The organism is Streptomyces sp. NBC_01445 (genome assembly GCF_035918235.1).
Classification (GTDB): Bacteria; Actinomycetota; Actinomycetes; order Streptomycetales; family Streptomycetaceae; genus Streptomyces.
Window position 1 is genome coordinate 6,371,179 of record NZ_CP109485.1, and the last position, 26,211, is coordinate 6,397,389.

Sequence of the window (26,211 nt, forward strand, 5' to 3'; positions counted from 1 at the left end):
CCATGGATGCCGTGTTCCACATACTCTTCCCGGTCCTGATCCTCGTCCTGGTCTGGGCCGGCTACGCGATCGTCCGCAGAAGCAACGAGCGGCAGGCCGCCTGGCAGAGTGGGCTGACCGCGCGGGCGCGGGTCGTCCGGGCCTATGTGACGGTCCAGGTGGTCAACAACATCGCCCGCCGGATCCAGTGGCACGAGTACGACTTCACCACCGCGGACCGGCGCGCGATCCGGTTCAAGGAGTCCGGTGGGCCGCCGAGCCGGGCCGCCGGTGACGAGGCGGTCGTCTACTACACGGTCCAGCAGCCCGACAAGGCCACCGCGTCGGAGCCGAGTCCCGGCAAGGACGCGTTCGGCATGATCTTCGGCCTCGTCGTCATCGTCGCGACCATCGGCATACTCATCAACGTCATGGTCCAGTACGGCTGATCCGCCGCCGAGGTCTCCACTTCTGACGATGCGTCAATTATGGTGCCCGGTCATGGGTCCCATGAGGCGTACCGTCGCGGAACTCGTACAGGAGCGTTGGGGCGACCACCGCCCCGGACTGTGGTGCGAGGACCAGGTCCTCAGTCATCACGAGGTGGCTGCGGGCGCCGCCGCCCGGGCCGCGCTCCTCGCCGACCTGCTGCCCAGGGGGGCGGAGCCGCACATCGGCGTACTCCTGGACAACACCCCGGAGTTCCCGCTCTGGCTGAGCGCCGCGGCCCTCGCGGGTGCCGCCGTCGCCGGCGTCAACCCCACCCGGCGCGGCCCCGAACTCGCCCGCGACATCCTCCACACCGACTGCCGCGTCCTCGTCACCGAGCGGTCTCGTCTGCCGCTGCTCGACGGGCTCCAACTCCCTGGCGTACGCATCCTGGTGACGGACTCCGACGCTTACGGTGAGCTGCTCGCGCCGTACGAGGGAGCCAAGCCCGACCCCGCGCGCGCCACCCCCGAAACCCGCATGCTGCTCTACTTCACCTCCGGCTCCACGGGCGCGCCCAAGGCCGCGATCTGCTCGCAGGGGCGCCTCGCGGCGGCCGGGCAGTCGCTCGTCGGCCAGTTCGGCGTGCGCCCCGACGACGTCCACTACATCTGCATGCCGCTGTTCCACGGCAACGCGGTGATCGCCGACTGGGCGCCGGCCGTCGCGGCGGGCGCGGGCGTGGCGCTGCGGCGCCGGTTCTCGGCGTCCCGCTTCCTGGGTGACGTACGGGCGTACGGGGCCACGTACTTCACGTATGTCGGGCGGGCCGTGCAGTACATCCTGGCCACCGACGAGCGGCCCGACGACCGGGACAACCCGCTGCGGATGGGCTTCGGCACGGAGGCGGGGGCGGTGGACGCGGCGCGGTTCGCCGAGCGGTTCGGGGTGCGGCTCGTGGAGGGGTACGGGTCGTCCGAGGGCGGCGCCGCCATCCAGCGCTCGGCGGGGACACCGCCCGGGGCGATAGGGCGGGCGACACCGGGGGACGACCTGGCGGTCGTGGACGCGGCCACCCGTCGGGAGTGCCCGCCCGCGGAGTTCGACGCGGACGGCCGTCTCGTCAACGGGGCTGCCGCGATAGGGGAGTTGGTCAACCGCGGCCGCACGCCCTTCGAGGGGTACTGGCGCAACGAGGACGCGCACGCACAGCGCGTACGGGACGGCTGGTACTGGACGGGGGATCTTTTCTACCGCGACCGCGAGGGGTTCCTGTACTTCGCGGGCCGCACCGACGACCGGCTCCGGGTCGACAGCGAGAACCTGGCGCCCGCGATGATCGAGAACATCCTCGCCCGGTACGAACACGCTGCCGCGGTCGCCGTGTACGGCGTGCCCGACCCGGTGGCCGGCGACCAGGTGATGGCGACGCTCGCCCTGCGCGGGACGGACCCGGCCGAACCCTTCGACCCCCTCGGCTTCGCCGAATTCCTGCTCTCGCAGGCCGACTTGGGGACGAAGATGGCGCCTCGCTTCGTCCGGATCGTGGGGCGGATGCCCGTCACCGCGACGAACAAGGTGCACCGGGTGGGGCTGCGCCGCGAGGGGTTCCGGTGCGCGGACCCCGTGTGGTGGCGGCCGCCGGGGGAGAGCGGGTACCGGAGCCTCACCGATGCCGACGTCACGGCGCTCTCGCAGGAGTACGCGGCACACGGGAGATCGGAGCTGCTGGACGGGTGAGGCGTGTGCACCTTGGCGCGCGCCCCTGGGGGACTGCTCAGGCGAAGGCCGCCGCGTTGCGGGCCGCCCACTGTGCGAACGTGCCGGGCTCGCGGCCGAGCAGGGTGCGCACGTCCGGGCTCACCCGCTGCTCGGCGGGGAGCGGCGAGCCGAGGATGTCGAGCGTGCCGTCCACGACCGGCTCCGGCATGAACCGCGTCATGAAGGCGCGGGCCTCCGCGCGGCTCAGTTCGGTGAACCGCACCTCGGCGCCGATCGCCTCGCCGAGCGCCGCGGCCTGCTCGCGCGGTGACACCGCCACCGGTCCCGTCAGCTCGTAGGCCCGGCCCGCGTGACCGTCCTCGCGCAGCGCGACGGACGCGACCGCCGCGATGTCCGCCGGGTCGACGACCGGCAGCGCCACATCGGCGAAGGGGGCTGCGACGGTGCGGTCGGCGCGGATGGAGTCGGCCCACGCGAAGGCGTTCGAGGCGAAACCGCCGGGGCGCAGCAGCGTCCAGTCCAGGCCCGACTGTCGCACGGCCTCCTCGAAGGCGTGCAGCCTGGCGTGCGAGACGGCGTCCGGCCGCGTCACCGCTCCCTGCGAGGAGAGCAGGACCACGCGGCGTACACCGGCCGCCTTCGCCACGTCGAGCACCGCGGCCGGCGGCTCCCCGGCCTGGTGCAGCTCGGCCCCGATCAGCAGGAACAGCGCGTCGGCCCCCTCCAGCGCGGGCCGCAGGCCGGCCGCGTCGCCGACGTCCGCCTGTACGTGGCGTACGGGCAGGTCGGGCGCGGGGCGGCGGGACACGGCGGTGACCTGCTCGCCGGCGGCGGTCAGGGCGGCGACGAGCGGACGGCCGACGTTCCCGGTGGCACCCGTGACAACGATCATCTTCAACTCCCTTGTACTGAGGGGGCTTTGGTGCCCCGCTCTGTTCTCGAAAGCTAGCATCCTGAGTAAAGTAGGTACCTAGAGGAAAGTGACTTTCCGGGAGGGCTGTATGAGCGGCAGTGCAGGGCGGAAGGACGGAGGGCCCGAGCAGGCCTGCCCGATCTCGCCGGTTCTCGACATCGTCTTCAGCCGCTGGACCACGCCGATCCTGTGGGCGCTCAACGAGTACGGCACCCAGCGCTTCGTGCAGCTCCAGCGCGCCATCGGCACCATCACGCCGAAGGTGCTCACGCAGCGCCTGCGGCAGATGGAGCGCGACGGACTCGTCGTGCGCACGTACTACCCGGAGGTGCCGCCGCGGGTCGAGTACGAGATCAGCGACCTGGGCCGCAGCCTCGCCCCGCTGTTCGCGACGCTGGCCGAGTGGTCGTCCGGGCATCTGCCCCTGGTCGAGGAGGCGCGGGAGAGGTTCGACGCGGGGGAGGGGGCGGGGACGGCCCCGGTCACCGGGCCGTCCCCAGCTGCTGGGCCCGCCCGGTGACCTCCCTCGCCGCCTCCCTGCGCGGCCCCTCCTACCTGCGCGGCAGCGCCCCGTGGTGTGCCGCCGGATATCTCGCGGGAGGGGTGCTCGTCGGGGCGCCGCTCCTGGTCACGTTCGTGACGCTCGGGGTCGCGGGCGCCGTGCTCTCCCTCGTCCTCGTGGGGCTGCCGCTGCTCGCCCTGCTCGCGCTCGCCGGGGTCCCGGTCGGTGCGCTGGAGCGACGCCGGCTGCGGCCCGTGACCGGCGATGCGGCGCCCAGCCCGCACCGCACACCGGCCGAGCCCGGCGCCACGGCCTGGCTGCGGCTGCGCCTCGGCGAACAGGCGACCTGGCGCGAACTCGCCTACGCCGCGCTCCTCGCGCTCGTCCTGTGGCCGCTCGACCTGCTGGTCCTGGCCTGCACGATCGGCCTCGCGGGGGCGGTGGCGGCGGCGCCGGTCCAGCTCGCGAGCGCCGGGCGCGACACCCGGGTCGTGAAGCTCTGGCTCATCGACTCCTACGGGCAGGCCGCTCTGTGCACCGTCGCCGGGCTCGCCCTGCTCGCGGTGCTCCTCTACCCGCTCGGCGCCTATGCCGCGGCGCGGGCCGCGCTCGCCCGGCTGCTGCTCGCGCCGCGAGAGACGGAGGAGGAGGCGCGGCTCGCGGAGGTCACCAGGTCGCGAGCGCGCCTGGTCGCCGCGTTCGAGGCCGAGCGGCGCCGCATCGAGCGCGACCTGCACGACGGCGCCCAACAGCGCCTGGTCGCCCTCACGATGAGCCTCGGGCTCGCCCGCCTCGACGCCCCCGCGACGGGACCGCTCGCCGAACGCATCGCCACCGCGCACGAGGAGGCGGGCCAAGTGCTCGTGGAGCTGCGGGAGTTGATCCACGGAATCCACCCTCAGGTCCTCGCCGACTACGGGCTCGCGGCCGCCCTCGACGACGCCGCCGACCGCTCGGCCGTCCCCGTCGACACCCGCATCGACCTGCCCCGCCTGCCCGGACCCGTCGAATCCGCCGCCTACTTCGCGGTGTGCGAGGCCCTCGCCAACACCGCCAAGCACAGCGGCGCCGGCCGCGTCCTCCTCACCGCACGCCACGAGCGCGGCCGGCTCGTCATCGACGTACAGGACGACGGAGGCGGCGGCGCCGATCCCGCGCGCGGCAGCGGGCTCACCGGACTCGCCGACCGGCTCGCCGTCCTCGATGGCACACTGACGATCATCAGCCCGGCCGGCGGGCCGACCGCCCTGTCCCTGGAGATCCCGTGCCCGGCGCTCTGAGAGTGGTCCTCGCCGAGGACGCCGTGCTGCTGCGCGAGGGTCTCGTCGGCCTGCTCGCCCGGTTCGGGCACGAGGTGGTCGCCGCGGTCGGTGACGCGGACGCGCTGCGCGCCGCCGTCGCCGAGCACACGCCGGACCTCGTGCTCACCGACGTACGGATGCCGCCCGGCTTCCAGGACGAGGGCCTGCGCGCCGCGCTCGCCCTGCGCGCGGACCGCCCCGGCCTGCCGGTCCTGGTCCTCAGCCAGTACGTGCAGCGCTCGTACGCGGCCGAGCTCCTCGACACGGGCGACGGCACCGGCGTCGGCTATCTGCTCAAGGACCGCGTGGGCCAGGTCGAGCAGTTCGTCGAGGCGGTGGAAGGGGTTGCCTCCGGCGGCACGGTGGTCGACCCCGAAGTCGTACGCCAGCTGCTGCGCCGCCGCCGCGACCCGCTGGAGCGCCTCACCCCACGGGAACGCGAGGTCCTCGCCCTGGTCGCCGAGGGCAGATCGAACGGAGCGATCGCCCGGCACCTGGTGGTGAGCGAGGCGGCCGTCGGCAAGCACATCGGCAACATCCTGGGAAAACTGGACCTGCCCCCGGCGGACGATACGGACACTCATCGCAGGGTGCTGGCTGTGCTGGCTTACTTGAGGGCTTGATACGTGGGGGGCCCGCATGCGGGCCCCCGCTTACGCGGAGGGCCGGGAAATGGCGAATGCCCCCCACTCGCGTGGAGGGCATTCGCCGTGTCTGTGCGCCGCCAGGGACTCGAACCCCGGACCCGCTGATGCTGTGTCTTCCCGGGGGATGACCCCCGGACCCCCAGCCGCCTTCGCTGGGTCGGGGCCGGCCGGTAAATGGCGAATGCCCCCCACTCGCGTGGAGGGCATTCGCCGTGTCTGTGCGCCGCCAGGGACTCGAACCCCGGACCCGCTGATTAAGAGTCAGCTGCTCTAACCAACTGAGCTAGCGGCGCTTGCTGACTCGAAAATAATACCTGGTTCTGAGGGGTGCTCCTGACACACCCGGGCGGGCGCCTAGATCGCCAGGGAGAGCAGGACCGGGGCCGCTCCGCGGTTCAGCGTGTTTGCCGCGTGGTGCAGGCGGTGGGCGTGCTCGATGGGGAGCGAGAGGGCCAGTGCGCCCACTGAGGAGCCGGCCGTGAGCGGGACGGCGGCGCACACCGTGCCCACCGCGTACTCCTGGAGGTCGAGGACCGGCACCGTCGCCGGCTGGGCGTCGAGCTTGGAGAGCAGGACGCGCTCGTTCGTGATCGTGCGCGAGGTGAGGCGGGCCATCTTGTGGCGGGAGAGGTGGTCGCGCCGCGCGTTGAGGTCGAGCTGGCCGAGGAGGCTCTTGCCGATCGCGCTGGCGTGCGCCGCGGAGCGGAAGTCCACCCACTCGTTGACCGCGGGGGTCGTGGGGCCCTGGGCGAGCTGGGTGATGCGGATCTCGCCGTCCACGTACCGGCTGAGATAGACCGCCGCGCCCAGGGTCTCGCGCAGCCGGTCGAGGGTGTGCTGGAGGCTCATGGTGAGCGCGTCCTCGCGGCCCTGCGTCGAGCCGAGGCTGGTCAGCGTCTCGCCGGTGACGTACGCGCCGTCGGAGGTCTGCTCCACGTACCCGTCGCGGCGCAGCATGCGCAGCAGTGGGGCGAGCCGGTCGGCGGGCAGCCCGGTCTCGTTGCTGAGCTCGGTGTCGGTGACGCCGACGCCGCGTCGTGCGACGGTTTCGAGCACACGAAGGGCGTGCTGCACCGACTGGTGCTGCGCGATCGGCTCGTGCTTCAGCGCCACGGCATCCCCCTGCAAGGACCGGTTCCGGACAGCTGGCCTCGGTCCACGATAGCTGCCAAGGTGCCTTTGTGGGGCGCCAGTTGGCGACTTTGGTGGCACGCTCCGGGCCTGTCAGCAGGAGCGCGCCACCCTGGCATATGCCAAAGTCATGCCCCAGGTTCGGGACCTCGGGACTTAGCGGACCTCACCGATCGTGGTCACAGCACTGCGCTGAGAAATTCCCGCGTCCGCTCGTGCTCCGGATCGCTGAAGATCTTCTCCGGCGACCCCGACTCGATGACCCGGCCCGCGTCGAACATCAGGACCTGGTCCGAGATGTCCCGGGCGAAATTCATCTCGTGGGTCACGCAGAGCATCGTGATGTCCGTGGTGTGCGCGATGTCGCGCAGCACGTCCAGGACGCCGGCGACGAGCTCCGGGTCGAGCGCGGAGGTGACCTCGTCGAGGAGCAGTACCTGCGGGCGCATCGCGAGGGCGCGGGCGATGGCGACGCGCTGCTGCTGGCCGCCGGAGAGCTGCGTCGGGTACGCGTCGCAGCGGTCGCCCAGACCGACCATGTCGAGCAGCTCGCGGGCGCGCTGCTCCGCCTCGTCCTTGGAGAGGCCGAGCACGGTGACCGGCGCCTCCATGATGTTGCGCAGGACCTTCATGTTCGGGAAGAGGTTGAACTGCTGGAAGACCATCCCGATGTTCTTGCGGACCTCGCGGATGTGCTTCTCGCCGGCCGGGACGAGCTTGCCGGCCTTCTCCTCGTGCGTGAGGAACTCACCGTTGACCTTGATCGTGCCCTCGTCGGGCTTGATCAGGGTCATCAGGAGCCGCAGGATCGTCGTCTTGCCGGAGCCGGACGGGCCGATCAGCGTGACGTGCTTGCCGGAGTCGACGGAGAAGTCGAGCTCGTCGAGGACGGTGTTCCCGCCGAAGCGCTTGACGACCTTGTCGAAGCGGATCAGCTCGCTGCCGTCCACCTTGGGGTTGGCCTGGTCTGTGGGGAGGTTCGGGTCAGCGGACAAGACGTCGCTCCAGGGCTCGGAGGAGGAGGGAGGAGGGGTAGGCGATGACGATGAAGGCGACACCCACGACCGTGAGGGCCTCCGTGTACTGGAAGGTCTGGGCCGCTTCCAGGCGGGACCGCTGCAGCAGTTCGAGCACGCCGATCCCGGCGAGCAGCGGGGTGTCCTTCAGCATCGCGATCACGTAGTTGCCGAGCGCGGGGATCACGCGGCGGATCGCCTGCGGCAGGATCACCGCCGTCCACGTCCTGCCGTACGGCAGGCTCAGCGCCCGTGCCGCCTCCCACTGGCCGACGGGCACGGCCTCGATGCCCGCGCGGTAGACCTGCGCGGTGTACGTCGAGTAGTGCAGGCCGATGGCGACGATGCCGGTGGTCAGGGCGGAGAACTGGATGCCCCACTCCGGCAGCACGAAGTACAGGAAGAAGAGCTGCACGAGCAGCGGGGTGTTGCGGATGAACTCGGTGACGATGCCCACCGGCCAGCGCACGAAGCGCGTCGGGGCGCGGAGGGCGAGCGCCCAGACCAGGCCGACGCTGAAGGAGATCAGCGAGCCGAGGACGAGGGCCTGAAGCGTGACGAGCACGCCGTCCCAGAAGTGCGGCATGAAGTCGGCGACGGCCGACCAGTCCCAGGTGTCGGAAGCGGTGGTGATCACGCGCCGCCACCTCCCGCGCTGGTGGGAACCTGTGAGACGTCCGTCGTCTGGCGGATGTTGAGCTTGCGCATGATGCCGATTCCCGGGTCGGGGCGCTGGCCGATACCGGCCTTGGTCTTGCGCTCGAGCGCGCGCATCCCGCGCGTGAGCAGGAAGGCGATCACGAAGTAGATGACGAGGGTGATCGCGTAGATCTGGGCGCTCTCCTGGGTGGCGAGGCGCACCAGGTACGCGGCGAAGGAGACGTCACCGATGCCGAGCAGCGAGACCAGGGCGGTGCCCTTGAGGAGTTCGATCAGCAGGTTCGAGAACGGCGGGATCATCTCCGGCACGGCCTGCGGCAGCAGGATCAGCCGCATCCGCTGCCAGGGGGTGAAGCTCAGCGCGACCCCCGCTTCGCGCTGGGCGGGCGTCACCGAGTTCAGCGCGCCGCGCACCACCTCGGCGCCGTACGCGCCGTAGGACAGGCCGAGCGCCAGGACCGCGGCCCACATCGGGACCAGGGACCAGCCGGCGAGCTGCGGCAGGACGAAGAAGATCCAGAACATCAGGATCAGCGCCGACGTGCCGCGGAAGACCTCGGTGTAGAAGCCCGCGACGAAGCGCACGATCCACAGCCTGTGGGTGCGGGCCATGCCCACACCGAAGGCGACGACGGTCGCGAGGGCCGCGCTGTACACGGCCAGCTGGATCGTGATCCAGATGCCCGGAAGGACCCAGTGTTCCCACAGTCCCGCTGTCATTTGCACAGCTCCTCTGCGGTCAGCTTCGTCATCTCGGCCTGCGTGAAACCGAACGGCCGCAGGATGCGGAAGAGTTCGCCGCTCGCCTTCATCTTGTGGATCTCCTTGTTGAAGGCGTCGCGCATCGCGGTGTCGTTCGAGCGGAACGTGAACCCGCCGCCGTCGACGTGCTTCTTGCCTCCGACCAGGGGCGCGAACGGCTCGGTGTGCTCGGCCTTGCGGCTCTTCTTCGTCACCTCACGGGTGGTGAGGGCGGTGCCGGCGAACACGTCGATGCGTCCCGCCTCCACGGCGTTCAGGCCGGCGACCTGGTCCTGGAGGATGACGATGTCGCTCTCCTTGTAGCCCGCCTCGACCGCGTAGGCGATCTCCGCGTAGCCGGTGCCCGTGCCGAGCTTCGCCTTCGCCTTCACGCAGTCCGCGTAGTCGTGCAGGTCCTTCGGGTTGCCCTTGCGGACGATGAAGGAGTCGAGCATCTGGTACTCGGGGTCGGAGAAGATGACCTGCCGGCAACGCTCCTTGTTGATGTACATCCCGGCCGACACCACATCGAACTGCTGGGTCTGCAGGCCGGGTATCAGGGAGCTGAAGTCGGTGGCGACGGGCTGGACATGGCCGACACCGAGCCGTTTGAAGATGACCTTGGCGAGTTCGACTGCCTCACCGGTGAACTCGCCGTTGTCGTCGATGTAGCCGTACGGCACCTCGCCCGCGATCCCGAGACGCACCGTGCCCTGCCCCTGGAGTCGGGCGAGGGTGTCGCCGTTCGGTACACGGCTGCACCCCGCGGCCCCGAGGGCGCCGGCCGCGCCGAGAGCGGTGGCACCGATGAGCAGAGATCGTCGGCGTATGCCCTTTCTGTTGCCTTCTAGGCTTCGTGTTCCTTCTGTGACGTTCCAAATAGGTGGAGCCATGGGCGCGCGGCTACCCGACTCGACACGACCTATGCGTATCAATTCAAGCCCCTGATGCGAGCGGGGCGCCCTTGACCCAGGGGGGAGCATGGGGCTGAACATGGAGGGCATGGCCGACCGATACATCGAAGTCTCCCTCGCCAAGCGGGGAGTTCAGTGCACGGCAAAGCTGCTCGACGACCGCGCTCCGCTGACCTGCGCGGCGGTGTGGGACGCGCTTCCACTGGGCTCCGACGTCTACCACGCGAAATACGCGCGCAACGAGATCTACGCCCTTTTCCCGGCATTCGCGGACCGGGAACCACCCCAGGAGAATCCGACCATCACCCCTATTCCGGGGGACCTCTGCTATTTCTCCTTTTCCGGTACGGAACTGGGGACCCAGGCATACGGCTATGAATCCGGCGCCGAGCTGAAGCCCGGCGCCGTCGTCGTCGACCTCGCCCTCTTCTACGAGCGCAACAACCTGCTGATCAACGGCGACGTCGGCTGGGTCCCCGGCATCGTCTGGGGCCAGGTCGTGGAAGGCCTCGACCGGATGGCCGATGCCTGCCAGGACCTGTGGCGCGGTGGCGCGCTGGGCGAGACGCTCGAGTTCAGGCGAGCGTAGGCGCCGGAATTCCGGCGATCCCCGCCTCGTACAGGCTGTGCGCGGCACGCAGGACCAGCGCGTCCGCGTGCCGCGCGCCCACGATCTGAAGCCCCACCGGCAGCCCGTCCGCGTCCACCCCGACCGGGACGGTCGCGGCCGGCTGCTGCGTCAGGTTGAACGGGTACGTGAACGGCGTCCACCCCGTCCAGCGCCGCAGCCCCGACCCCTTCGGCACCTCGGTGCCCGCCTCGAACGCCGTCAGCGGCAGCGTCGGCGTCACCAGCAGGTCGTACGTCGAGTGGAACCGGCCCATCCGCCGCCCGAGCTCGGCCCGCACGTCGACCGCCGCGAGATAGGCGAGCGCACTGTACCCGGCCCCCTGCGCACAGATCTCGCGCAGGCCCGGATCGAGCAGCGCGCGCTGCGCGGGCGAGAGGTTCTGTGTCACGCGTGCCGCCCCGCTGAACCACAGCGTGTGGAACGCCTCGACCGGGTCCGTGACGTCCGGATCGGCCTCCTCGACGTACGCCCCGAGCCCCGCGAGCCCCTCCACGGCCTTGCGGACCGCCGCCGCGACCGCCGGCCGGACCGCGACCTGCCCGCCGAACGACGGTGAGAACGCGACGCGCAGTCCCCGCACCCCGCCGCTCAGCCCGTCGCGGAAACCGCCCTCCACCGGGCCGAGCTGCGACCAGTCGCGCCAGTCCGCGCCGGTGATCACGTCCATCATCAGCGCCGCGTCGGCCACGTCCCGCGTCATCGGCCCCACGTGCGAGAGCGTCCCGAACGCGGACGCGGGATAGAGCGGCACGCGCCCGTACGTCGGCTTCAGGCCGAAGATCCCGCAGAACGCCGCCGGGATCCGCACCGAGCCGCCGCCGTCGGTGCCCAGGGACAGCGGCCCCGCCCCGAGCGCCACCGCCGCGGCGCTGCCGCCGCTCGATCCGCCTGAGGTGCGCGAGAGGTCGTACGGATTGCGGGTCACGCCGGACAGCGGCGAGTCCGTGACGCCCTTCCAGCCGAATTCCGGCGTCGTCGTACGGCCCACGAACACCGCGCCGTGCTCGCGCAGCCGCGCCACGGACGGCGCGTCCTCGTCCCACGCGCCCTCGGCCCGCACCGTGCGCGAACCGCGCAGCGTCGGCCCGCCGCGCATCAGCAGAATGTCCTTCACCGACACCGGGACCCCGTCCACCAGGCCCTGTGGCTCACCTCTGCGCCAGCGCTCCGCGCTCGCCTTCGCCTGCGCGAGGGCGGTCTCCGTGTCGAGCCGCACGAAGGCGTTGACCGCGGGGTCCACCTCCTCGATGCGGCGCAGGACGGCCCGCGTGGCATCGACCGGGCTGAACCCGCCCTTGCGGTATCCGTCGACGAGCGCTTCCGCGGTCAGCTCGGTGAGGTCGGTCATCCGCTCTCCTCAGGTCGATCCGGGAGTGCCGATCCAGGACGTGATCATTCAGATCGGTCAGTGTCCGGGGACATACCCACGTTTCTTGTCGACCACGTTCGGAAGCTGCTCCCCGGACGCCCACTTCTCGTAGAACTCCACGAACTGGCGCGACAGTTCGTCCCGCCAGCCGACGATGTCGCCGCTCATGTGCGGGGAGACGATCAGGCCGGGCGCCGTCCACAGGGCGCTGTCCCCCGGCAGCGGCTCGTGCTCGAAGACATCGAGCGCCGCGCCCGCGATCCACCGCTTGGCCAGCGCATCCGCGAGATCGTCCTCGACCACGAGCTGTCCGCGGCCCACGTTGATGAAGCGGGCGGACGGCTGCATCATCCCGAAGAGCCGCGCGTCGAACATGCCGCGCGTGTCGTCGGTCAGCGGCGCCGCGCACACCACCCAGTCCGCGCGGGCCGTCAGCCGCCCGAGGTCCGCCGGCCCGTGCACTCCGGCCCGCGCGGTGCGCCCGACCAGCGCCGTCGTGATCCCGAGCGCCTTCAGCGTCGCGATGATCGCCCGGCCGATCGGCCCTGAACCCACCACGCAGGCCCGGGTGCCCGCGACGCGCTGCGTCTCACGGTGGCGCCACTCGCGCTCGCCCTGGAGAGCGAGGGTGCGCGGCAGGTCCTTCGCCATGGCCAGGACGAGCGCGCCCACGTACTCGGCGATCGGCTGGTCGAAGACGCCGCGCGCGTTCGTCACGACCGTGTCCGACGCGGCGAGTTCCGGGCACATCAGCCGGTCGACGCCCGCGCTCGCGGTGTGCACCCAGCGCGGGCGGGGGCCCTCGCCCGGCCAGGCGCGGCGCACCGCGTCGGACAGGAAGTCCCAGACCAGCAGCACGTCGGCCGAGGGGAGTTGAGCGGCGAGCGTCGACTCGTCGGCGTGCACGACGCGCGCCCGGCCCATGAGCCTTCCCAGGCGCGGCGGGGGGTCGTCGTCGAGCACCAGCAAAGTCACTTCAGACACGTTCGCTCCGGTCGTCGGGCCGCGCACTGGGGGTCATCGGGCCGGGAATCTGGCTGGTCGTCGAGCCGGTCATCGGGCTGGTCATCGGCAGAAACCGTTTCGCAACAAGGGTCCGCTTCATTGGTAGGAAAAAGTGCGGATTGACCACGCTGGCACCCGAACCTACCTTCGTCAACAGAGGCACTTTTCTGTTGCCCCCGCCCTGTCCCGACGTCCCGGCCCGCCGGCCGGCTCTCCGCAGCATCGTCTCGAACGTCTCAAGAGACTTGGGGCCTGTCATGGACGTCTCCTTCCTCGGCGGACCGCACCCGCAACGCGGTGTCGGTGTCGTCGCACCCTTCGACTTCGCCCTCGACCGCGAGCTGTGGCGCTGGGTTCCGGACGAGGTGTCACTGCACCTCACCCGTACCCCGTTCGTGCCCGTCGAGGTCAGCCTCGACCTGGCCCGTCTGGTCAGTGAGCACGAGACCCTCGGCGAGGCGGTGCGCGCGCTGAGTGCCGCCGAACCCGAGGTTCTCGCGTACGCCTGTACGTCGGGCAGTTTCGTCGGCGGCATCGCGGGCGAACGCGCCATGTGCGAGGCGATGTTCCGGTCGGGCGAACGCCCCTCCGTCACCACGTCGGGCGCGCTCCTCGAAGCGCTCACCGAGCTGGGCGCCCGCCGGATCGCCCTGGTCACCCCGTACACGCGGTCGGTGACCGAGTCGCTCGAGGAGTATCTGGCCGAGGCCGGCATCACCGTCACGGGCCGCGCCTTCCTCGGCCTGACCCGGCACATCTGGAAGGTGCCGTACCGGGACGTGGCCGACATGGCCAGGGACGCCGCCCGCCAGGACGCCGACGCGCTGTTCATCAGCTGCACGAACCTGCCGACGTACGACGTCATCCCGCAGCTGGAGGCCGAGCTGCGGATCCCGGTGATCTCAGCCAATCAGGTCACGGTATGGGCAGCGCTGCGCAGGCTGGGTACCCGTGCCGTGGGGCCGTATCAGGCGCTGCTGGACGAATCCGCTCGGAACTGGCGAGTTCCCGAGCTGCCGCAGCTGCCGCCGGAACCGGCCCATGAGCTGCCGGAAGAACAGGAAGGGTGGGCATGACCGCAGTCGGATTTCTCTACCCGGGACACTCGGCCGAGGACGACTATCCGCGAATCGAAATGCTGATCGACAGCGATGTGAGGCTGTCGGTCGTCCATACGGACATCGGTGAGGACGCGCACCGCGTCGACGCGCTGATCGAGATGGGCTCTCCGCAGCGGCTCGCCGCCGGTGTCGAGGAGCTGCGCCTGTCCGGCGCCGAGGCGGTCGTCTGGGCGTGCACCAGCGGCAGCTTCGTCCGGGGCTGGGAGGGCGCGCACGAACAGGTGCGGGACCTGGCCAGGGCCGCGGGCCTGCCCGCCTCCAGTACGTCGTTCGCGTTCGCCCACGCCGTACCGGAGGTCGGCGCGCGCAGCGTCGCGATCGCGGCGACGTACCCGGAGGACGTGGCGGAGCACTTCCGTACGTTCCTGAAGGCGGGCGGCATCGAGGTCGTCTCGGTGCGCGGCAGCGGCATCATCACGGCGGCCGAGGTCGGCACCTGGGGGTGGCCCGAGGTCAGGGCGATGGCCGTGGCGGGCGATCACCAGGACGCGCAGGCGCTGCTCCTGCCGGACACGGCCCTGCACACGGCGGCCTACGTCCGTGACCTGGAGCAGGAGCTGGGCAAGCCGGTCCTGACGGCCAACCAGGTCACCGTGTGGGAGGCGCTGCGGCTCGCGGGGCGGCGGGTGAACGCGCCGGCGCTCGGCGCGCTCTTCACGAAGGAGCCGCTGGTGCAGGTCTGATGCTTGTCCAGCGTCCGGATCAAGGGGTCCGGAATAAACCGGAGCCATCCTCCGTTAAGTCCGGGCGCAGACAGCACCGTACTTACAGGAGGACTCAGTGGCCGGAAACGACGAGATCCGGGCAACCGCCCAGGGCGCCGCCCCCGTGCCCCTTTCGGTCCTCGATCTGGTGACCGTCGGCGCCGGCCGCACCGCCACCGACGCCCTCCGCACCAGCGTGAAGATCGCCAAGCTGGCCGAGAACCGCGGGTTCAACCGCTACTGGGTCGCAGAACACCACTCCATGCCCGGAGTGGCGTCCTCGTCCCCGGCCGTGATCCTGGCCCATCTCGCCGCCCACACCGAGCGCATCCGCCTCGGTTCGGGCGGCGTCATGCTGCCCAACCACGCGCCCCTGGTCATCGCCGAGCAGTTCGGCACCCTGGAGGCGATGGCCCCGGGCCGTATCGACCTCGGCCTCGGCCGCGCCCCTGGCACCGACGGCGCGACGGCCGCCGCCCTGCGCCGCACGGACCGGCTCAACGAGGGCGCCGACGACTTCCCCCAGCAGCTCGCCGAGCTGACCCGCTTCCTCGACGACGACTTCCCGGACGGCCACCCCTACGCCCGCATCCACGCGGTCCCGGGCCCGGTCCAGGCGACGTCCCCCGGCGGCGTGCAGTCCCCGCACCGCCCGCCCATCTGGCTGCTCGGCTCCTCCGGCTTCAGCGCCCGCCTCGCCGGCGTCCTCGGCCTGCCCTTCGCGTTCGCGCACCACTTCTCCGCGCAGAACACGGTCCCGGCCCTCGACCTCTACCGCGAGTCCTTCAAGCCGTCGGCGGTTCTGTCCTCCCCGTACGCCCTCATCGGCGTCTCCGCGCTCGCCGCGGACGAGGAGAAGGAGGCCCGCCGCCAGGTTCTCGCGGCCGCCCTCAACATGGTCCGCCTGCGCACCGGCCGCCCCGGCCTCGTACCGACCCCCGAGGAGGCCGAGCGTTACGAATTCAGCCCGATGGAGCGGGAGTTCGTCGACAGCTGGAACTCGAACGTCATCCACGGCACCGCCGACGAGGTCCGCGCCGGCCTCGACGACCTGCAGAAGCGCACCGGAGCCGACGAGCTGATGCTCACCGCCAACGCCCACACCGCCGAGATCCGCCTGCGTTCGTACGAACTCGTCGCCGACGCGTACGGGCTGCCGCAGGCCTGACCCGGCCGACCGGGGTGCCGCCTCGCACGGGGGGAGGCGGCACCCCGCGTCTTTTCCCGACCTGTCGGGAACCGTCAGGAAGCCGTCAGCAGCGCGGAGATACGATCCGGCGCCACCGGGCGCGAGTACAGCCAGCCCTGGCCCGTGTCGCAGCCGATCTGGCGCAGGCGCGCCGCCTGCGCCGCCGTCTCCACGCACTCGGCGGTGACCGTGAGGCCGAGCCGGTGCGCGAGCTGCACCATGGCCTCGACGATCACGGCGTCCGCGGGGGTCGCGTGCTCGCCCCCTTCGTCGTACTGGAACCCGCGCACGAACGAGCCGTCCAGCTTCAGGACCGACACCGGGAGCCTGCTCAGGTACGCGAGGTTCGAGTAGCCGGTGCCGAAGTCGTCGATGGCGATGTGCACGCCCATGTCGCTGAGCGACTGCAGGGTCTGGAGGGGGCGGCCCGCCGAGCCCATCACCGCCGACTCGGTCAGCTCCAACTGCAGGAGTTCCGGGGCGAGTCCGGTCTCCGCGAGGACCTCGGCGACATCCGCCACCAGGTCCGAGTCCCACACCTGACGCACCGCCACGTTCACGCTCACATAGACCGGCGGAGTCCGGGGGTGCTCCAGCTGCCAGCTGCGCGCCTGCCGGCACGCCGTACGCAGGACCCACCGGCCCAGCGGCACGATCGAGCCGTCCTCCTCGGCCAGTCCGATGAACCGATTCGGCGTGAGCATTCCGAACTGGGGGTGATCCCACCGCACGAGCGCCTCGACGCCGCGCAGCACCCCGTCGCCCAGATTCACCAGCGGCTGGTACTCGAGGACGAACTCGCCGCGCTCCACCGCGGGGCGCAGGCTCGACGACAGGGCCTGTCGGGTCATCCGGTGCGCGTTGCGCTCCGGGTCGAACAGTGTCCAGCGCGCCTTGCCGTCGGCCTTCGCCCAGTACAGCGTGGTGTCCGCGGCCTGCATCAGGCCCGTCGCCGTAGTGCCCTCCATGTGCCGCTCCACGACCCCGATCGAGGCCGACACGGCGAGCCGCTGCCCCGACAGGTCGAACGGTTCCTGGACCGCACGGAGCACCGATTCGGCGAGCGCCGAGAGCTGTTCCGTGCCGGCCGAGTCCTCGACGAGCAGCGCGAACTCGTCGCCGCCGAGCCGCGCGACCAGCGGGGCCGCCGCCCCATGGCCGTAGCCGATCCGGTCGGCGCAGCGCGTGAGACGCTCGGCGACGGCGGCGAGCAGCCGGTCCCCGACGCCGTGCCCGAGCGAGTCGTTGACCGCCTTGAACCCGTCGAGGTCGAGGTAACACAGCCCGATCCGTCCGCTGCCCGCCCCGTCGTACGCGCCCGCCTCCAGCGCGGCGGAGAGCCGCTCGAAGAACAGGGTGCGGTTCGGCAGCCGGGTCACCGGGTCGTGCATCTGCAAGTGCCGCAGCCGCGCCTGGAGTTCACGGCGGGCGCTGATGTCGGCGAGGGAGAGCAGCACCGTACGGCCGCCCGGCACCGGCGAGACGGTGACCTGGACCCACACGGAGTGCCCGTCGGGGTGCTTGATCCTGCGGGTGCACGTCAGCCGCGCCTGCCGCCCGCGCAGCACCTCGCGGTACGTGTGCCAGGTGCGGGAGTCGGACACCAGGTCCACGAGCTCCGCCGCCGTGTGCCCGGTGAGCCCGCCGGGGTCCTCCACGCCGAGCATCGCGGCGAGCGCGGTGTTGGCGGTGATCACCTGGCCCCGGCGGTCCACGACGGCCAGGGCGAGGGGTGCGGCGAGGAAGGCCGAGAGGTAGGGGGCGGGCGGGGACGCCGGCGGGGGAGGGGGTGCGGTGCCGAGCGCCTCGTGGGCCCGGGCGTCCTGGCCCGCGAGTACGGAGTCGGGGGCGGAGGCGTGCGAGGGCGCCGCCACCGCTGCGGAACTCTCCGTGACGGCGCGGCGGGTGGAGTCGGGCGCCGCGTCGGCCGCGGTCGTCGGCCCTTCGGACATTCCGCTCACCGCTCGCTCCTGCAGTGCAGTCGTTCCGGGGGTCCGGGAGGGTTGCTCCCGGGTCATCACAGCCTGGGTGGCGAACGGCCTTCGCAGCCGGGCCCGCGCAGGAAAGTGTGCCGATCATAGAGGCAGCCCCGAGGCGCGAGCCAGCCTTGCCCGCCCGATCCGCCGGTTCGGCGGCATCCCGGGGTAGCCGGCAGATCGTTTCTGCTCGTGGCCGGCACAGCTTCTGGCCTCCCGCGATCGCGCGTGACGTTCTGTGACCGCCCGGGGTGTCGCCCCCTCACTCGACCGGGCCAGATAAACAGGGCGCAGTACTACAAATCCCCACACTCTGGGTTGGGTGTCCCGCTTTCCCGATCCGGAGGTCGACTTGCCGCGTCCGCTGCCACCCGGGGGAGTGGAGAGACCGCGCCTGCGCTCCGTCGGTGCGGCTCTCACCGCGCTCACCGCCATGGCCGCCACGTCCCTGGTCGCGGGTCCCGCGATTTCCGCCCCTTACGCGGGTCCCTGCTCGCTGGAGCGCACGGCGGCCCACCACTCGGAGGGCCTCGACACCTGGAACCGCGCCTATCCGCGCCCGGTCAGGACCCTCAACGCGGTGATGGTCTTCCTGTCCTTCCCCGACGCGCGGCCGACGACGACCCCCAAGGAACTCACGGCCGACTACTTCCCCGCCACCAGCGACTTCTACGACCGGGCCTCCTACGGGAAGTTCCACCTGGTCCCGCACCCGCAGCGCCGCTGGCTCCGCATGCCGCACAGCTCGACCTCGTACGCCATAGAGCGCGACTGGGACGCCGCGCACCGCGGCGCCTATCTGCGCGACGCCCTTCACACGGCCGACCGGCACACCGACTTCAGGAAGTTCGACGTCGTCTACTTCGTCGCCGACCCCGACGCCCCTGGCGTCGACTCGGACGCCACGAAGGTCGTCAACTTCGACAAGCCGATGCGGGCCGACGGTACGGACATCAAGCGCATCGTCACCGTCTTCGAGCAGCACCCGCCCGACCGCAACGTCCTCGCCCACGAGACGGGCCACGTCTTCGACCTGCCGGACCTCTACCATCGGCCGACCGACGGCAAGGGTGACTGGGACACGTATGTCGGTGACTGGGACGTCATGGGCAGTCAGTTCGGGCTCGCGCCCGACTTCCTCGGCTGGCACAAGTGGAAGCTGGGGTGGCTGGACCGGCGGCAGGTGGTGTGCGTGACCAGCAGCCGGCGGGTCACCCTCGAACCCCTGGCGTCCGCGCCCGCGCGGCCGGGCGCGGCGCCCGGAACCAACGGGGCGCCGTTCGGCTCGGGCTATGGGACGAAGCTGGCCGTCGTGCGCACCGGGGAGGACAGCGCGATCGCCCTGGAGGCCCGCGACGCCGACGGCAACGACGCGGCGACGTGCTCCGAGGGCATCCTCGTCTACCGGGTGCGCAGCGAGACCGCCTCCGGCCACGGCCCGGTCGAGGTGCTCGACGCACATCCCGACACGGATGCGTGCTTCGGCGACTCGGTGTACCCGGCGCTCGCGGACGCACCGGTACGGGTGGGCGAGAGCTACAGGGTGCCGGGCGAAAACGTACGGATCAAGGTCGAGGGGCGTACGCGGTCGGGGGCTTGGACGGTGAAGGTGGGTGTGGGCAAGGGCTGAACGCCTTCCGGGAGGCACCGGCATACGTAAGAAGCCCCTCGCTCTCGCGAGGGCATTCGCTGTGTCTGTGCGCCGCCAGGGACTCGAACCCCGGACCCGCTGATGCTGTGTCTTCCCGGGGGATGACCCCCGGACCCCCAGCCGCCTTCGCTGAGTCGGGGCCGGCCCGCAAATAGCGAATGCCCCCCACTCGCGTGGAGGGCATTCGCTGTGTCTGTGCGCCGCCAGGGACTCGAACCCCGGACCCGCTGATTAAGAGTCAGCTGCTCTAACCAACTGAGCTAGCGGCGCCTGCTGACGTCGTAGACCTTAGCATCCTGATCCGGGCCAGGAAAAATCGATATCCGCACTGAAGGTTTGGTGCTCGCGCGGGCCGCGCGGACGCAGGCCCAGAGCAGTACCTCGGGTCCCGGCAGCCATGGGTGGAGGGTGTCGGGGGCGACCACCCAGCGCGAGTCGGCGCGTGGTCCCCCGGCGTGGTCGGCGCCCCCGGCCGGCGGCGGGACGGTCACCGCGTCGCCGCTTCCGTGGCACAGCAGCGGCGGCACCGCCGGGCCCCACTCCTCCCACTCCAGGAGCGAGGGCAACCGGTGAGCGGTGCCGGGGGCCGCGAACAGGAGCATGCGCCCGCGGTGCGCGGCGACCGGGCCGGAGCCGGGGCCGTCCTCCCAGAGCGCGTCCAGCATCCGGCGCCCGAACATCGACGGCACGTTCACCACGTCGAAGGCGGTACCGCAGGGCAGCACCACGGGGGCGTCCGGCCGGGACTCCCATAACGCGAGAGTGCTGCGCGGATACGTTCCCGCCGAGGCGAGCCACGCGGCGCCCTCCCGGGTGGCGCCCGCGATGTCGAATCGGTCGGACCGGGCCAGCCGGCCGGCGCTGTTCTGGGAGTGTGTGGCGCTCATGGCACTTACATCTACCGGGCGTGAGCGCGCGACTTCCCAGGGTTGCCGGAAATGGGGACAGGAGGGGGCGGGGTGGAGTATCTTGCCCCACGGCATATGCCAAAGGATCTTTACGGGTGCGGTTGCACTGCTACCGCGTTCCGCTACGGCCGGTTCTCGGCCGGCCCGCGCATCAGGTCGCGGCCGAACTCGACCATCTTCTTCGCGTAGTCCTCGGTCCACTGCGCCCGCTCGGCGATCGCCGCGGGCGTCAGGCGGTCGAAGCGGCGCGGGTCGGCGAGCTGGGCCGCCGCCAGGGCCTGGAACTCCACGGACCGGTCGGTCGCGGCGCGGAACGCGAGAGCCAGCTCCGTCGCGCGGGTGAGCAACTCGCGCGGGTCCTCGATCGCCTCCAGGTCGAAGAAGTGCTCCGGGTCCGCGGCGGCCTCGGCCGGCTCGAAGAGCAGCGGGGCCGGACGCATCCGCCTCTCGGTACGGGCCCGCTCGGGCTCGGCCATGATGTTCCTCCTCGTACGGTGTGCAGCCCCACGTCGCCGCCGGGTCCACCTTCTATTCTCCGCAGGCCCGCAAGAGCGCCCTCCCACCTCAAGGCATCCACTCCACCCGGTGTTCCGCGAGGCGGGCCAGTACCGCGTGATTCGCCTCCCAGCCGTCCGGGAATTTCACCGTGACTCCCAGCTGGACCGGTTCCGTCGACGGGTGGTCGTCCAGCAGGGCCGGGACGCCCGCGCGGCAGACCACGATGCACGCGTGGCGGTGGCGGGAGGCCAGGACGCAGAGGCGGCCCGTTTCCAGGTGGAACGCCGTCGCGTCGGGGCGGCCCGAGAGCGGGTGCAGGACGACCGTGACGTCGAACTCGCGGCCCTGCAGCCGGTTCGCCGTGTCCACGGTGACGTCCGTGACGCCGAGGTCCGCGAGCGCCGAGCGCACCGCCGCGGCCTGGTCGCGATGCGCCGTGCCGACCGCGATGCGGTCCGCCGTGAGGGGGGACGGGTCGGGGCCGCGCTCCGAGACCGTGGCCCCGCCGCGGTCCAGCAGGCGTCGTACCACCTGGGCCAGGGCCCGTACGGCCTCGGGGTCGGTGCGGGGCGTGTGCCTCGCCGGGAGTTCGAGCAGGCCCCAGCCCGACTCCGCCGCCTCGTCGATCACCCGGTCCGGGCCCGAGCCGTCGGAGGCGACCTCGAACCCCAGGCTGCGGTCGCCGTGGTCCGTGCCGCTGCGGAACGGTGTGTACGGGTAGAACGCGCCGGAGACCAGCGGCGCGGCGGACGCCGGGAGGCGCCAGGAGACCGGGAGCCGGTGCTGCGGCAGCTCGGGGTTGTGCGCCAGGAGCGTCGTCACGGCGGACGCCGACGGGTCGTACGGCAGGCCCGCCCACTGCTCGGCCCCGACGATCGCGAACGGGTCAAGCTGGCCCGGGTCGCCCACGAAGAGCGCCCGCTCGAACAGGCCCGCCACGGCGAGCAGCGCGTCCGAGCGCATCTGGTACGCCTCGTCGACGATGGCGTGCTGCCAGGGGGTGATGTCCTTGACGTGCGCCCACTTCGCGGCCGTCGAGATGACGACCGGCAACGGCGCGAGATCACCGGCCTTGGTCGACTTGCGCACGTTCGTCAAGTCGTCGAGCGCCTTGTCGTACGGGTCGGGGTCGCTGCTGTGCAGGCGCCCGACGGGCAGCTCGGGGTTCTTCTCGGCGAGGCGCAGGACGAGATCGTCGACCTGCGCGTTCGTCTGCGCGATGACCATCAACGGGCGGCCCGCCTCGGCCAGTTCGAGCGCGGCCCGGACCACGAGCGTCGACTTCCCGGCGCCGGGCGGGGAGTCCACGACGATGCCGCGGGCCGTGCCGTGCAGGGTGTCGCGGAGGATGCCGTCGGTGGCGCGGCCGGCCGCCGCCCCCGGGTCGAACGGGGCGTCGCCGCTCGTGCCGGAGCGGCCGGGCGCATGCGGTGCGGCCGTCACAGCAGATCCTCCGTGGTCACGGCGTCCGGCGCCTCAGGCACCGGCACACCCGAACTGTCCGTACGCGGCGGGCCGCCGTGCGTCCACGGCGTCTCCTCCGGGTCCGGCAGCTTCGGACCGCCCCGCTGCTCGTGCTCGAAGAGCGTGAAGCACACCTGGTCACCCTTCTCCGGGACGGATCCCGGCTCCGGCTCCTTGCCGCGGCCCATCTTGTCCAGGACGCGCAGGACGACCCCGCCCCCGGCGTCGTACGACACGAACTCCGCGGCCTGAGGCTTGCCGTCGAGCGAGCGGTACACCTTCGTGCGCTCGCCGAGATGCGGCACGTCGTCGGTGCGGACGGTGATCAGGGGGCGCGGCCGGTTCTTCTCGTTGTACGCCGGGACCGACTCCGTCACCTCGCCCGCGAACGCCTCCCCGGTGAGCCGGCGGCCCGCCATGACCAGCGGGTCGTCGAGCGCCTCCTGCGCGTCCAGCCTGGCCTGCTCGCGCTCGCGCGTCGCCAGCTTGTTGGCCGCCGTCACCGCGTCGTCGCGGCGCGGCTGCGGCGGCTCGCCCGCGGCGACGCGGTCCCGGTGGCCGGTGAACGACCAGCGGTCGCGCGTCCAGCGCTCCGCGGCGCGCGGCCCCTCGGGGAACGTGCACAGCGCGTCCAGGCCGCGCCACACCGCGTCCCACGTGGGCCGGGTGCGGCTGTCGACGAGCGCGTGGATGTCGCGCTCGGCCGCCGTCAGCGCGGCGAGCCTCGCGTCCGCCTCGATGCCGTCCTCGGCGGCGGCCAGCAGTGTGCGGGCCTTGTCGTAGCGCTCGATCGCGGGAGCCAGCAGCTTGTTGTCGAACGCGGGGTCGGTGGCCGGGCCCGCGGGCGGGCAGACGAGCTGGCCGTCCTTGTCCCGGGCCAGCTCGGCGCGGAGCGCGGCCTCGGCGCCCGACGCGCCCTCCGGGGCCTCGATCCAGGCGAGCAGCGCGCCCAGATGCTGGTCCTCCAGCGTGGACTGGCCCGTCGCCCAGTGCCGGGACAGCAGGTCCGTCATGGCGAGCAGGAGCGCGGAACCGGGAACTCTGGCCCGCTCCCCGAAGTGCGTCAGCCAGCGGCCCAGCAGCGGGACGTGCGGCGGGGCGGGATAGGGCGCCTCGGGCTCCTGCTCGGCGGTGCGGCGGAACCGCATCGAGCGCCCGAGCAGCCGCACGAACTCGATGCCGGACCGGCTCGGCAGGATCAGCTGGGGCGCGTCGGCGCACAGCTCGACCTCCACCTTGACCCGCTTGCCGGTCGTCGGGTCCGTCTCGGCGCGCTCGGCGGCCTCGACGTCGGCCGCGAACCCGTCGACGTACGGCAGGACGATCCCCGCCAGCTCGGCGAGGAACGCGAAGCGCAGGTCACGGTCGCGGGGCTGGGGCACCACGAGCAGCCGGGGCGAGGTGCGCTCCGTGCCGACGAGCGCGCCGAGCGGAGCACCCGCCTCACCGGCCGTGATCAGCGGGACCAGGACGAGGGGGCGCTGCGACAGATGGCGGTGCCGCACGGTCGCGACCGGCTGGGCGCGCCCGCTCTGCACGGCCTCCAGGCGGGCCAGATCGTTGATCAGCGGCATGCCGGCCCCGCCTCTCCGTGCGCGCCGAGCGCCTCGGCCCGCAGCCACGCCGCCCGGCGCAGCGCGGCGACCGCCGGGTCCAGCGGATCGCCGGAGTGGCCGTGGGCCGCCGAGAGGACCTCGTCGACCGTGGTCAGACCGCCCAGCTCGGCGCGGAGGCCGCGGCCGAGCGAGGTGACCGCGCCCTCCTCACGGGCCCGGTCGCGGCAGTGGAACGCCAGCTCGCACGCGGCCAGGCACTCCGGCGCGTACGTCGCGGGCACCGACTCGACCGCTTCCGTGAGTTCCTCCGCGGGCCGCGTGACGTCGAAGCAGGTGCCCTCGGGCAGCGCGTCCGCGATGTCCTCGATGCGGGTGAGCCGCTCCAGCTGCCGCCGCGTCACCGACAGCTGCTTGCGTACGTCGACGGCGGACGCCGCCGGAAGGTTGCTGAAGTCCTTGGGGCAGACGAGCAGGATCCGGTGCCTGACCTCGGGCGCCGGGTCCAGGTGCTGGGCGACCCGCTCGAGGGCCAGCACGTACACCGCGGCCTGGCGGGCCGCGGCGCCGACCTTCGCCGCGTCCGCGCTGCCGTCGATCATCGGGAAGGACTTGATCTCGACGACCGTCCACGTCCCGTCGGGGTGCACGACCACCGCGTCCGGTTCGAGGAAGGCCGGGGTGCCCGCGACGTCGAGCGCGAGCATCGGGTGCTCGAGGAACGTCCAGGCGCCGGAACCGGCCGCCTCCGCCGTCGCCTCGCGCAGCGCGAGCGCCGTGCGGGCCGTGCGGCCCTCGGGTCCGACCGCCGTCAGATCCGGCGTACGCGCCTCGCCCGGCACCGGCTCGGGCCCGCCGCCCATGCGCTCGTGCACGAGCCGGAGCATCTCAGCGCCCCCGTCGGCCTTGACCTTCGCCTCGAACGCGTTGCCCCGCATGAACGCGAACTGGGACTGGCCGAATCCGGACGGCGCCCCGAGCGCGTCCGCGAGCAGCGCCTTGTCGACGCCCGCCCCGTCGAGCAGCGCGCGTCGCCTGCACCCCGGGTTCGCGGCGAGCGCCGCCAGCGCCCGCGCGTCGAGTGCCCGTGGCGCTATGTCACTGCCGCGCAGCTCAGCGAGCCGCTGCCGCAGCGCCGTCCCCCGCGTCGGAGGAGCGGGCACCCGGGCCGCCGCCCGGTCCTGTACTGACCTTGCGCTGTCGGGGAATTCGCTCACCCGCCGAAGTCTGGCACTCCCCACTGACAATCGAGGACGCCGCCGTGGAGGCCGGGGCGGGAGAGGTGCGGCGAGGCCGTACGGAACCGGCCGTCGTCGCCCGGCGCACCCGGGCCCGTACGAGGTCCGCGGCCCGCGTCACGCGCCGGCTCACCAGGAGACCGAGGCCCATCACGGCCACCCCGGCGAGCGCGTCGAAGAAGTAGTGGTTCGCGGTGCCCATCACCACGAAGGCGGTGATCAGCGGATAGGCGATACCGGCCGCCCTGACCAGCGGCGTACGGCCGTGGCGCCACAGCATGACCCCGCACCACACCGCCCAGCCGACGTGCAGGCTGGGCATCGCCGCGTACTGGTTGGTCATGCTGCCGAGCCCGCGCGGGGCGCTCGCCTGGCCGCCCCACCAGCCCCACGAGCTGTACTGGGCCATGGTGTCGACGAAGCCGTGGCCGGGGGAAAGCAGGCGCGGCGGGCAGGTCGGTACGAGGGCGAAGCCGATCAGGCCGATCAGGGTGGAGGTCATCAGCCAGGTCCGGGCGGCGCGGAAGTGGACGGCGCGGCTGCGGAAGAGCCAGATCAGGATGCTCGGCGTGACGAGGTAGTGCAGTGAGGCGTACCAGAAGTCGGCGGGGACACCGATCCAGGCCTCGGAGGTGAAGAGACGGTTCAGCGGGTGTTCGAGGTTGAGATGGAGTGCCTTCTCGGCCCGGAGTATCGCGAGGCCGTGGTCCACGGCGGTCGACACCTCCCCGCGCACCATGAGCCGGCCCGCCGAATAGGCGGCGTACACCAGCAAGAGCACCGGCAGTTCGGTCCACCAGCGCAGCCGGTCGCCCTCTGTCGCCGCAGTGGGCGGTGCCTCGGTCTGCGACATCCCGCCGCTCCCCCTTAACTCCGTGTACGGCGGCCCGTGGCCATGTGGCTCACTTTACGGTGTATGTGTCCGCCTGGAAGGGGCGCCTCCGACCCA

Annotated in this window: 26 protein-coding genes and 2 tRNA genes; 10 read left to right on the forward strand and 18 right to left on the reverse strand. The window is 72.0% G+C overall.

Annotated elements, in window-relative coordinates:
- The first annotated feature begins 2 nt into the window (after nt 1–2).
- Together OG574_RS29055 and OG574_RS29060 are read left to right on the forward strand one after the other, a co-directional pair.
- Nucleotides 3–428, forward strand: a complete 426-nt coding sequence (locus OG574_RS29055) for a DUF3592 domain-containing protein (protein WP_326775610.1) — start codon at nt 3–5, stop codon at nt 426–428.
- A 52-nt stretch (nt 429–480) separates the two neighbouring features.
- Nucleotides 481–2,148, forward strand: coding sequence for a long-chain-fatty-acid--CoA ligase (locus tag OG574_RS29060; RefSeq protein WP_326775611.1), 1,668 nt, complete (start codon nt 481–483; stop codon nt 2,146–2,148).
- 37 nt (nt 2,149–2,185) lie between these two features.
- On the opposite strand, the gene OG574_RS29065 is transcribed toward OG574_RS29060, so the two are convergent.
- On the reverse strand, nt 2,186–3,022 hold the full coding sequence (locus tag OG574_RS29065; RefSeq protein WP_326775612.1) for an NAD(P)H-binding protein: 837 nt from the start codon (nt 3,020–3,022) through the stop codon (nt 2,186–2,188).
- Between the two features lie 109 nt (nt 3,023–3,131).
- Between OG574_RS29065 and OG574_RS29070 the strand changes: the two genes are divergently transcribed.
- The 3 genes from OG574_RS29070 to OG574_RS29080 are packed head-to-tail and all read left to right on the forward strand — an operon-like array spanning nt 3,132 to nt 5,469.
- Complete coding sequence (locus OG574_RS29070) at nt 3,132–3,563, forward strand: winged helix-turn-helix transcriptional regulator (protein WP_326775613.1); 432 nt, start codon at nt 3,132–3,134, stop codon at nt 3,561–3,563.
- A 17-nt stretch (nt 3,564–3,580) separates the two neighbouring features.
- Nucleotides 3,581–4,825 (forward strand): sensor histidine kinase, encoded by a 1,245-nt coding sequence (locus tag OG574_RS29075; RefSeq protein ID WP_326778657.1) that lies wholly within the window; start codon nt 3,581–3,583, stop codon nt 4,823–4,825.
- The gene (locus tag OG574_RS29080; RefSeq protein ID WP_326775614.1) at nt 4,810–5,469 is read left to right on the forward strand and encodes a response regulator transcription factor; all 660 of its coding nucleotides are present in this window, start codon (nt 4,810–4,812) and stop codon (nt 5,467–5,469) included. Before OG574_RS29075 ends, OG574_RS29080 begins: the two co-directional genes overlap by 16 nt.
- Nucleotides 5,470–5,712: 243 nt before the next feature.
- Here OG574_RS29080 and OG574_RS29085 read toward each other — a convergent pair.
- The 6 genes from OG574_RS29085 to ehuB form a co-directional block, all read right to left on the reverse strand.
- A tRNA-Lys gene (locus OG574_RS29085) sits at nt 5,713–5,786 on the reverse strand.
- Nucleotides 5,787–5,847: 61 nt separating this feature from the next.
- Nucleotides 5,848–6,606 carry an IclR family transcriptional regulator gene (locus OG574_RS29090; protein ID WP_326775615.1) on the reverse strand — a complete coding sequence of 253 codons (759 nt, stop codon included), beginning with the start codon at nt 6,604–6,606 and terminating at the stop codon, nt 5,848–5,850.
- Between the two features lie 197 nt (nt 6,607–6,803).
- Nucleotides 6,804–7,619, reverse strand: coding sequence for an ectoine/hydroxyectoine ABC transporter ATP-binding protein EhuA (ehuA, locus tag OG574_RS29095; protein ID WP_326775616.1), 816 nt, complete (start codon nt 7,617–7,619; stop codon nt 6,804–6,806).
- Nucleotides 7,609–8,226: an ectoine/hydroxyectoine ABC transporter permease subunit EhuD gene (gene ehuD, locus OG574_RS29100; RefSeq protein ID WP_326778658.1), complete on the reverse strand. Its 618-nt coding sequence runs from the start codon at nt 8,224–8,226 to the stop codon at nt 7,609–7,611. Before ehuD ends, ehuA begins: the two co-directional genes overlap by 11 nt.
- 47 nt (nt 8,227–8,273) lie before the next feature.
- Entirely contained in the window at nt 8,274–9,020 is a 747-nt protein-coding gene (gene ehuC, locus OG574_RS29105) for an ectoine/hydroxyectoine ABC transporter permease subunit EhuC (protein WP_326775617.1), read from the reverse strand.
- Nucleotides 9,017–9,934 carry an ectoine/hydroxyectoine ABC transporter substrate-binding protein EhuB gene (gene ehuB, locus OG574_RS29110; RefSeq protein WP_326775618.1) on the reverse strand — a complete coding sequence of 306 codons (918 nt, stop codon included), beginning with the start codon at nt 9,932–9,934 and terminating at the stop codon, nt 9,017–9,019. Before ehuB ends, ehuC begins: the two co-directional genes overlap by 4 nt.
- 109 nt (nt 9,935–10,043) lie before the next feature.
- Between ehuB and OG574_RS29115 the strand changes: the two genes are divergently transcribed.
- Nucleotides 10,044–10,544, forward strand: a complete 501-nt coding sequence (locus OG574_RS29115) for a DUF3830 family protein (RefSeq protein WP_326778659.1) — start codon at nt 10,044–10,046, stop codon at nt 10,542–10,544.
- On the opposite strand, the gene OG574_RS29120 is transcribed toward OG574_RS29115, so the two are convergent.
- The 3 genes from OG574_RS29120 to OG574_RS29130 are packed head-to-tail and all read right to left on the reverse strand — an operon-like array spanning nt 10,531 to nt 13,219.
- Nucleotides 10,531–11,934: an amidase gene (locus tag OG574_RS29120; RefSeq protein WP_326775619.1), complete on the reverse strand. Its 1,404-nt coding sequence runs from the start codon at nt 11,932–11,934 to the stop codon at nt 10,531–10,533. The genes OG574_RS29115 and OG574_RS29120 overlap by 14 nt on opposite strands.
- Nucleotides 11,935–11,991: 57 nt before the next feature.
- Entirely contained in the window at nt 11,992–12,879 is an 888-nt protein-coding gene (locus OG574_RS29125) for a D-2-hydroxyacid dehydrogenase (protein ID WP_326778660.1), read from the reverse strand.
- Nucleotides 12,880–12,931: 52 nt separating this feature from the next.
- Entirely contained in the window at nt 12,932–13,219 is a 288-nt protein-coding gene (locus OG574_RS29130) for a hypothetical protein (protein ID WP_326775620.1), read from the reverse strand.
- Here OG574_RS29130 and OG574_RS29135 point away from each other — a divergent pair.
- The 3 genes from OG574_RS29135 (at nt 13,218) to OG574_RS29145 (ending at nt 15,953) form a co-directional block, all read left to right on the forward strand.
- The gene (locus OG574_RS29135; protein WP_326775621.1) at nt 13,218–14,036 is read left to right on the forward strand and encodes a maleate cis-trans isomerase family protein; all 819 of its coding nucleotides are present in this window, start codon (nt 13,218–13,220) and stop codon (nt 14,034–14,036) included. The genes OG574_RS29130 and OG574_RS29135 overlap by 2 nt on opposite strands.
- Nucleotides 14,033–14,764, forward strand: a complete 732-nt coding sequence (locus OG574_RS29140) for a maleate cis-trans isomerase family protein (RefSeq protein WP_326775622.1) — start codon at nt 14,033–14,035, stop codon at nt 14,762–14,764. The genes OG574_RS29135 and OG574_RS29140 overlap by 4 nt, the downstream gene beginning before the upstream one ends.
- 97 nt (nt 14,765–14,861) lie before the next feature.
- Nucleotides 14,862–15,953, forward strand: a complete 1,092-nt coding sequence (locus OG574_RS29145; RefSeq protein ID WP_100594058.1) for an LLM class flavin-dependent oxidoreductase — start codon at nt 14,862–14,864, stop codon at nt 15,951–15,953.
- Nucleotides 15,954–16,027: 74 nt separating this feature from the next.
- Here the strand turns inward: OG574_RS29145 and OG574_RS29150 are convergent, their stop codons facing one another.
- Nucleotides 16,028–17,926 carry a putative bifunctional diguanylate cyclase/phosphodiesterase gene (locus tag OG574_RS29150; RefSeq protein ID WP_326778661.1) on the reverse strand — a complete coding sequence of 633 codons (1,899 nt, stop codon included), beginning with the start codon at nt 17,924–17,926 and terminating at the stop codon, nt 16,028–16,030.
- A gap of 346 nt (nt 17,927–18,272) precedes the next feature.
- Here OG574_RS29150 and OG574_RS29155 point away from each other — a divergent pair, with 346 nt between their 5' ends.
- Complete coding sequence (locus OG574_RS29155) at nt 18,273–19,580, forward strand: M6 family metalloprotease domain-containing protein (protein WP_100594060.1); 1,308 nt, start codon at nt 18,273–18,275, stop codon at nt 19,578–19,580.
- A 217-nt stretch (nt 19,581–19,797) separates the two neighbouring features.
- Here OG574_RS29155 and OG574_RS29160 read toward each other — a convergent pair.
- The 7 genes from OG574_RS29160 to OG574_RS29190 form a co-directional block, all read right to left on the reverse strand.
- Nucleotides 19,798–19,871: transfer RNA gene (locus OG574_RS29160), tRNA-Lys, on the reverse strand.
- A complete protein-coding gene (locus OG574_RS29165; protein WP_326775623.1) occupies nt 19,862–20,488 on the reverse strand; it encodes a bifunctional DNA primase/polymerase in 627 nt (208 codons plus the stop codon). Before OG574_RS29165 ends, OG574_RS29160 begins: the two co-directional genes overlap by 10 nt.
- A gap of 143 nt (nt 20,489–20,631) precedes the next feature.
- Nucleotides 20,632–20,985, reverse strand: a complete 354-nt coding sequence (locus tag OG574_RS29170; protein WP_326775624.1) for a hypothetical protein — start codon at nt 20,983–20,985, stop codon at nt 20,632–20,634.
- Nucleotides 20,986–21,073: 88 nt separating this feature from the next.
- Nucleotides 21,074–22,450 carry an AAA domain-containing protein gene (locus OG574_RS29175; RefSeq protein ID WP_326775625.1) on the reverse strand — a complete coding sequence of 459 codons (1,377 nt, stop codon included), beginning with the start codon at nt 22,448–22,450 and terminating at the stop codon, nt 21,074–21,076.
- Nucleotides 22,447–24,045 (reverse strand): hypothetical protein, encoded by a 1,599-nt coding sequence (locus OG574_RS29180; protein WP_326775626.1) that lies wholly within the window; start codon nt 24,043–24,045, stop codon nt 22,447–22,449. The genes OG574_RS29175 and OG574_RS29180 overlap by 4 nt, the downstream gene beginning before the upstream one ends.
- The gene (locus tag OG574_RS29185) at nt 24,036–25,187 is read right to left on the reverse strand and encodes a hypothetical protein (RefSeq protein WP_326778662.1); all 1,152 of its coding nucleotides are present in this window, start codon (nt 25,185–25,187) and stop codon (nt 24,036–24,038) included. The genes OG574_RS29180 and OG574_RS29185 overlap by 10 nt, the downstream gene beginning before the upstream one ends.
- Nucleotides 25,138–26,115 carry a phosphatase PAP2 family protein gene (locus tag OG574_RS29190; protein ID WP_326775627.1) on the reverse strand — a complete coding sequence of 326 codons (978 nt, stop codon included), beginning with the start codon at nt 26,113–26,115 and terminating at the stop codon, nt 25,138–25,140. Before OG574_RS29190 ends, OG574_RS29185 begins: the two co-directional genes overlap by 50 nt.
- Between the last annotated feature and the right edge of the window lie 96 nt (nt 26,116–26,211).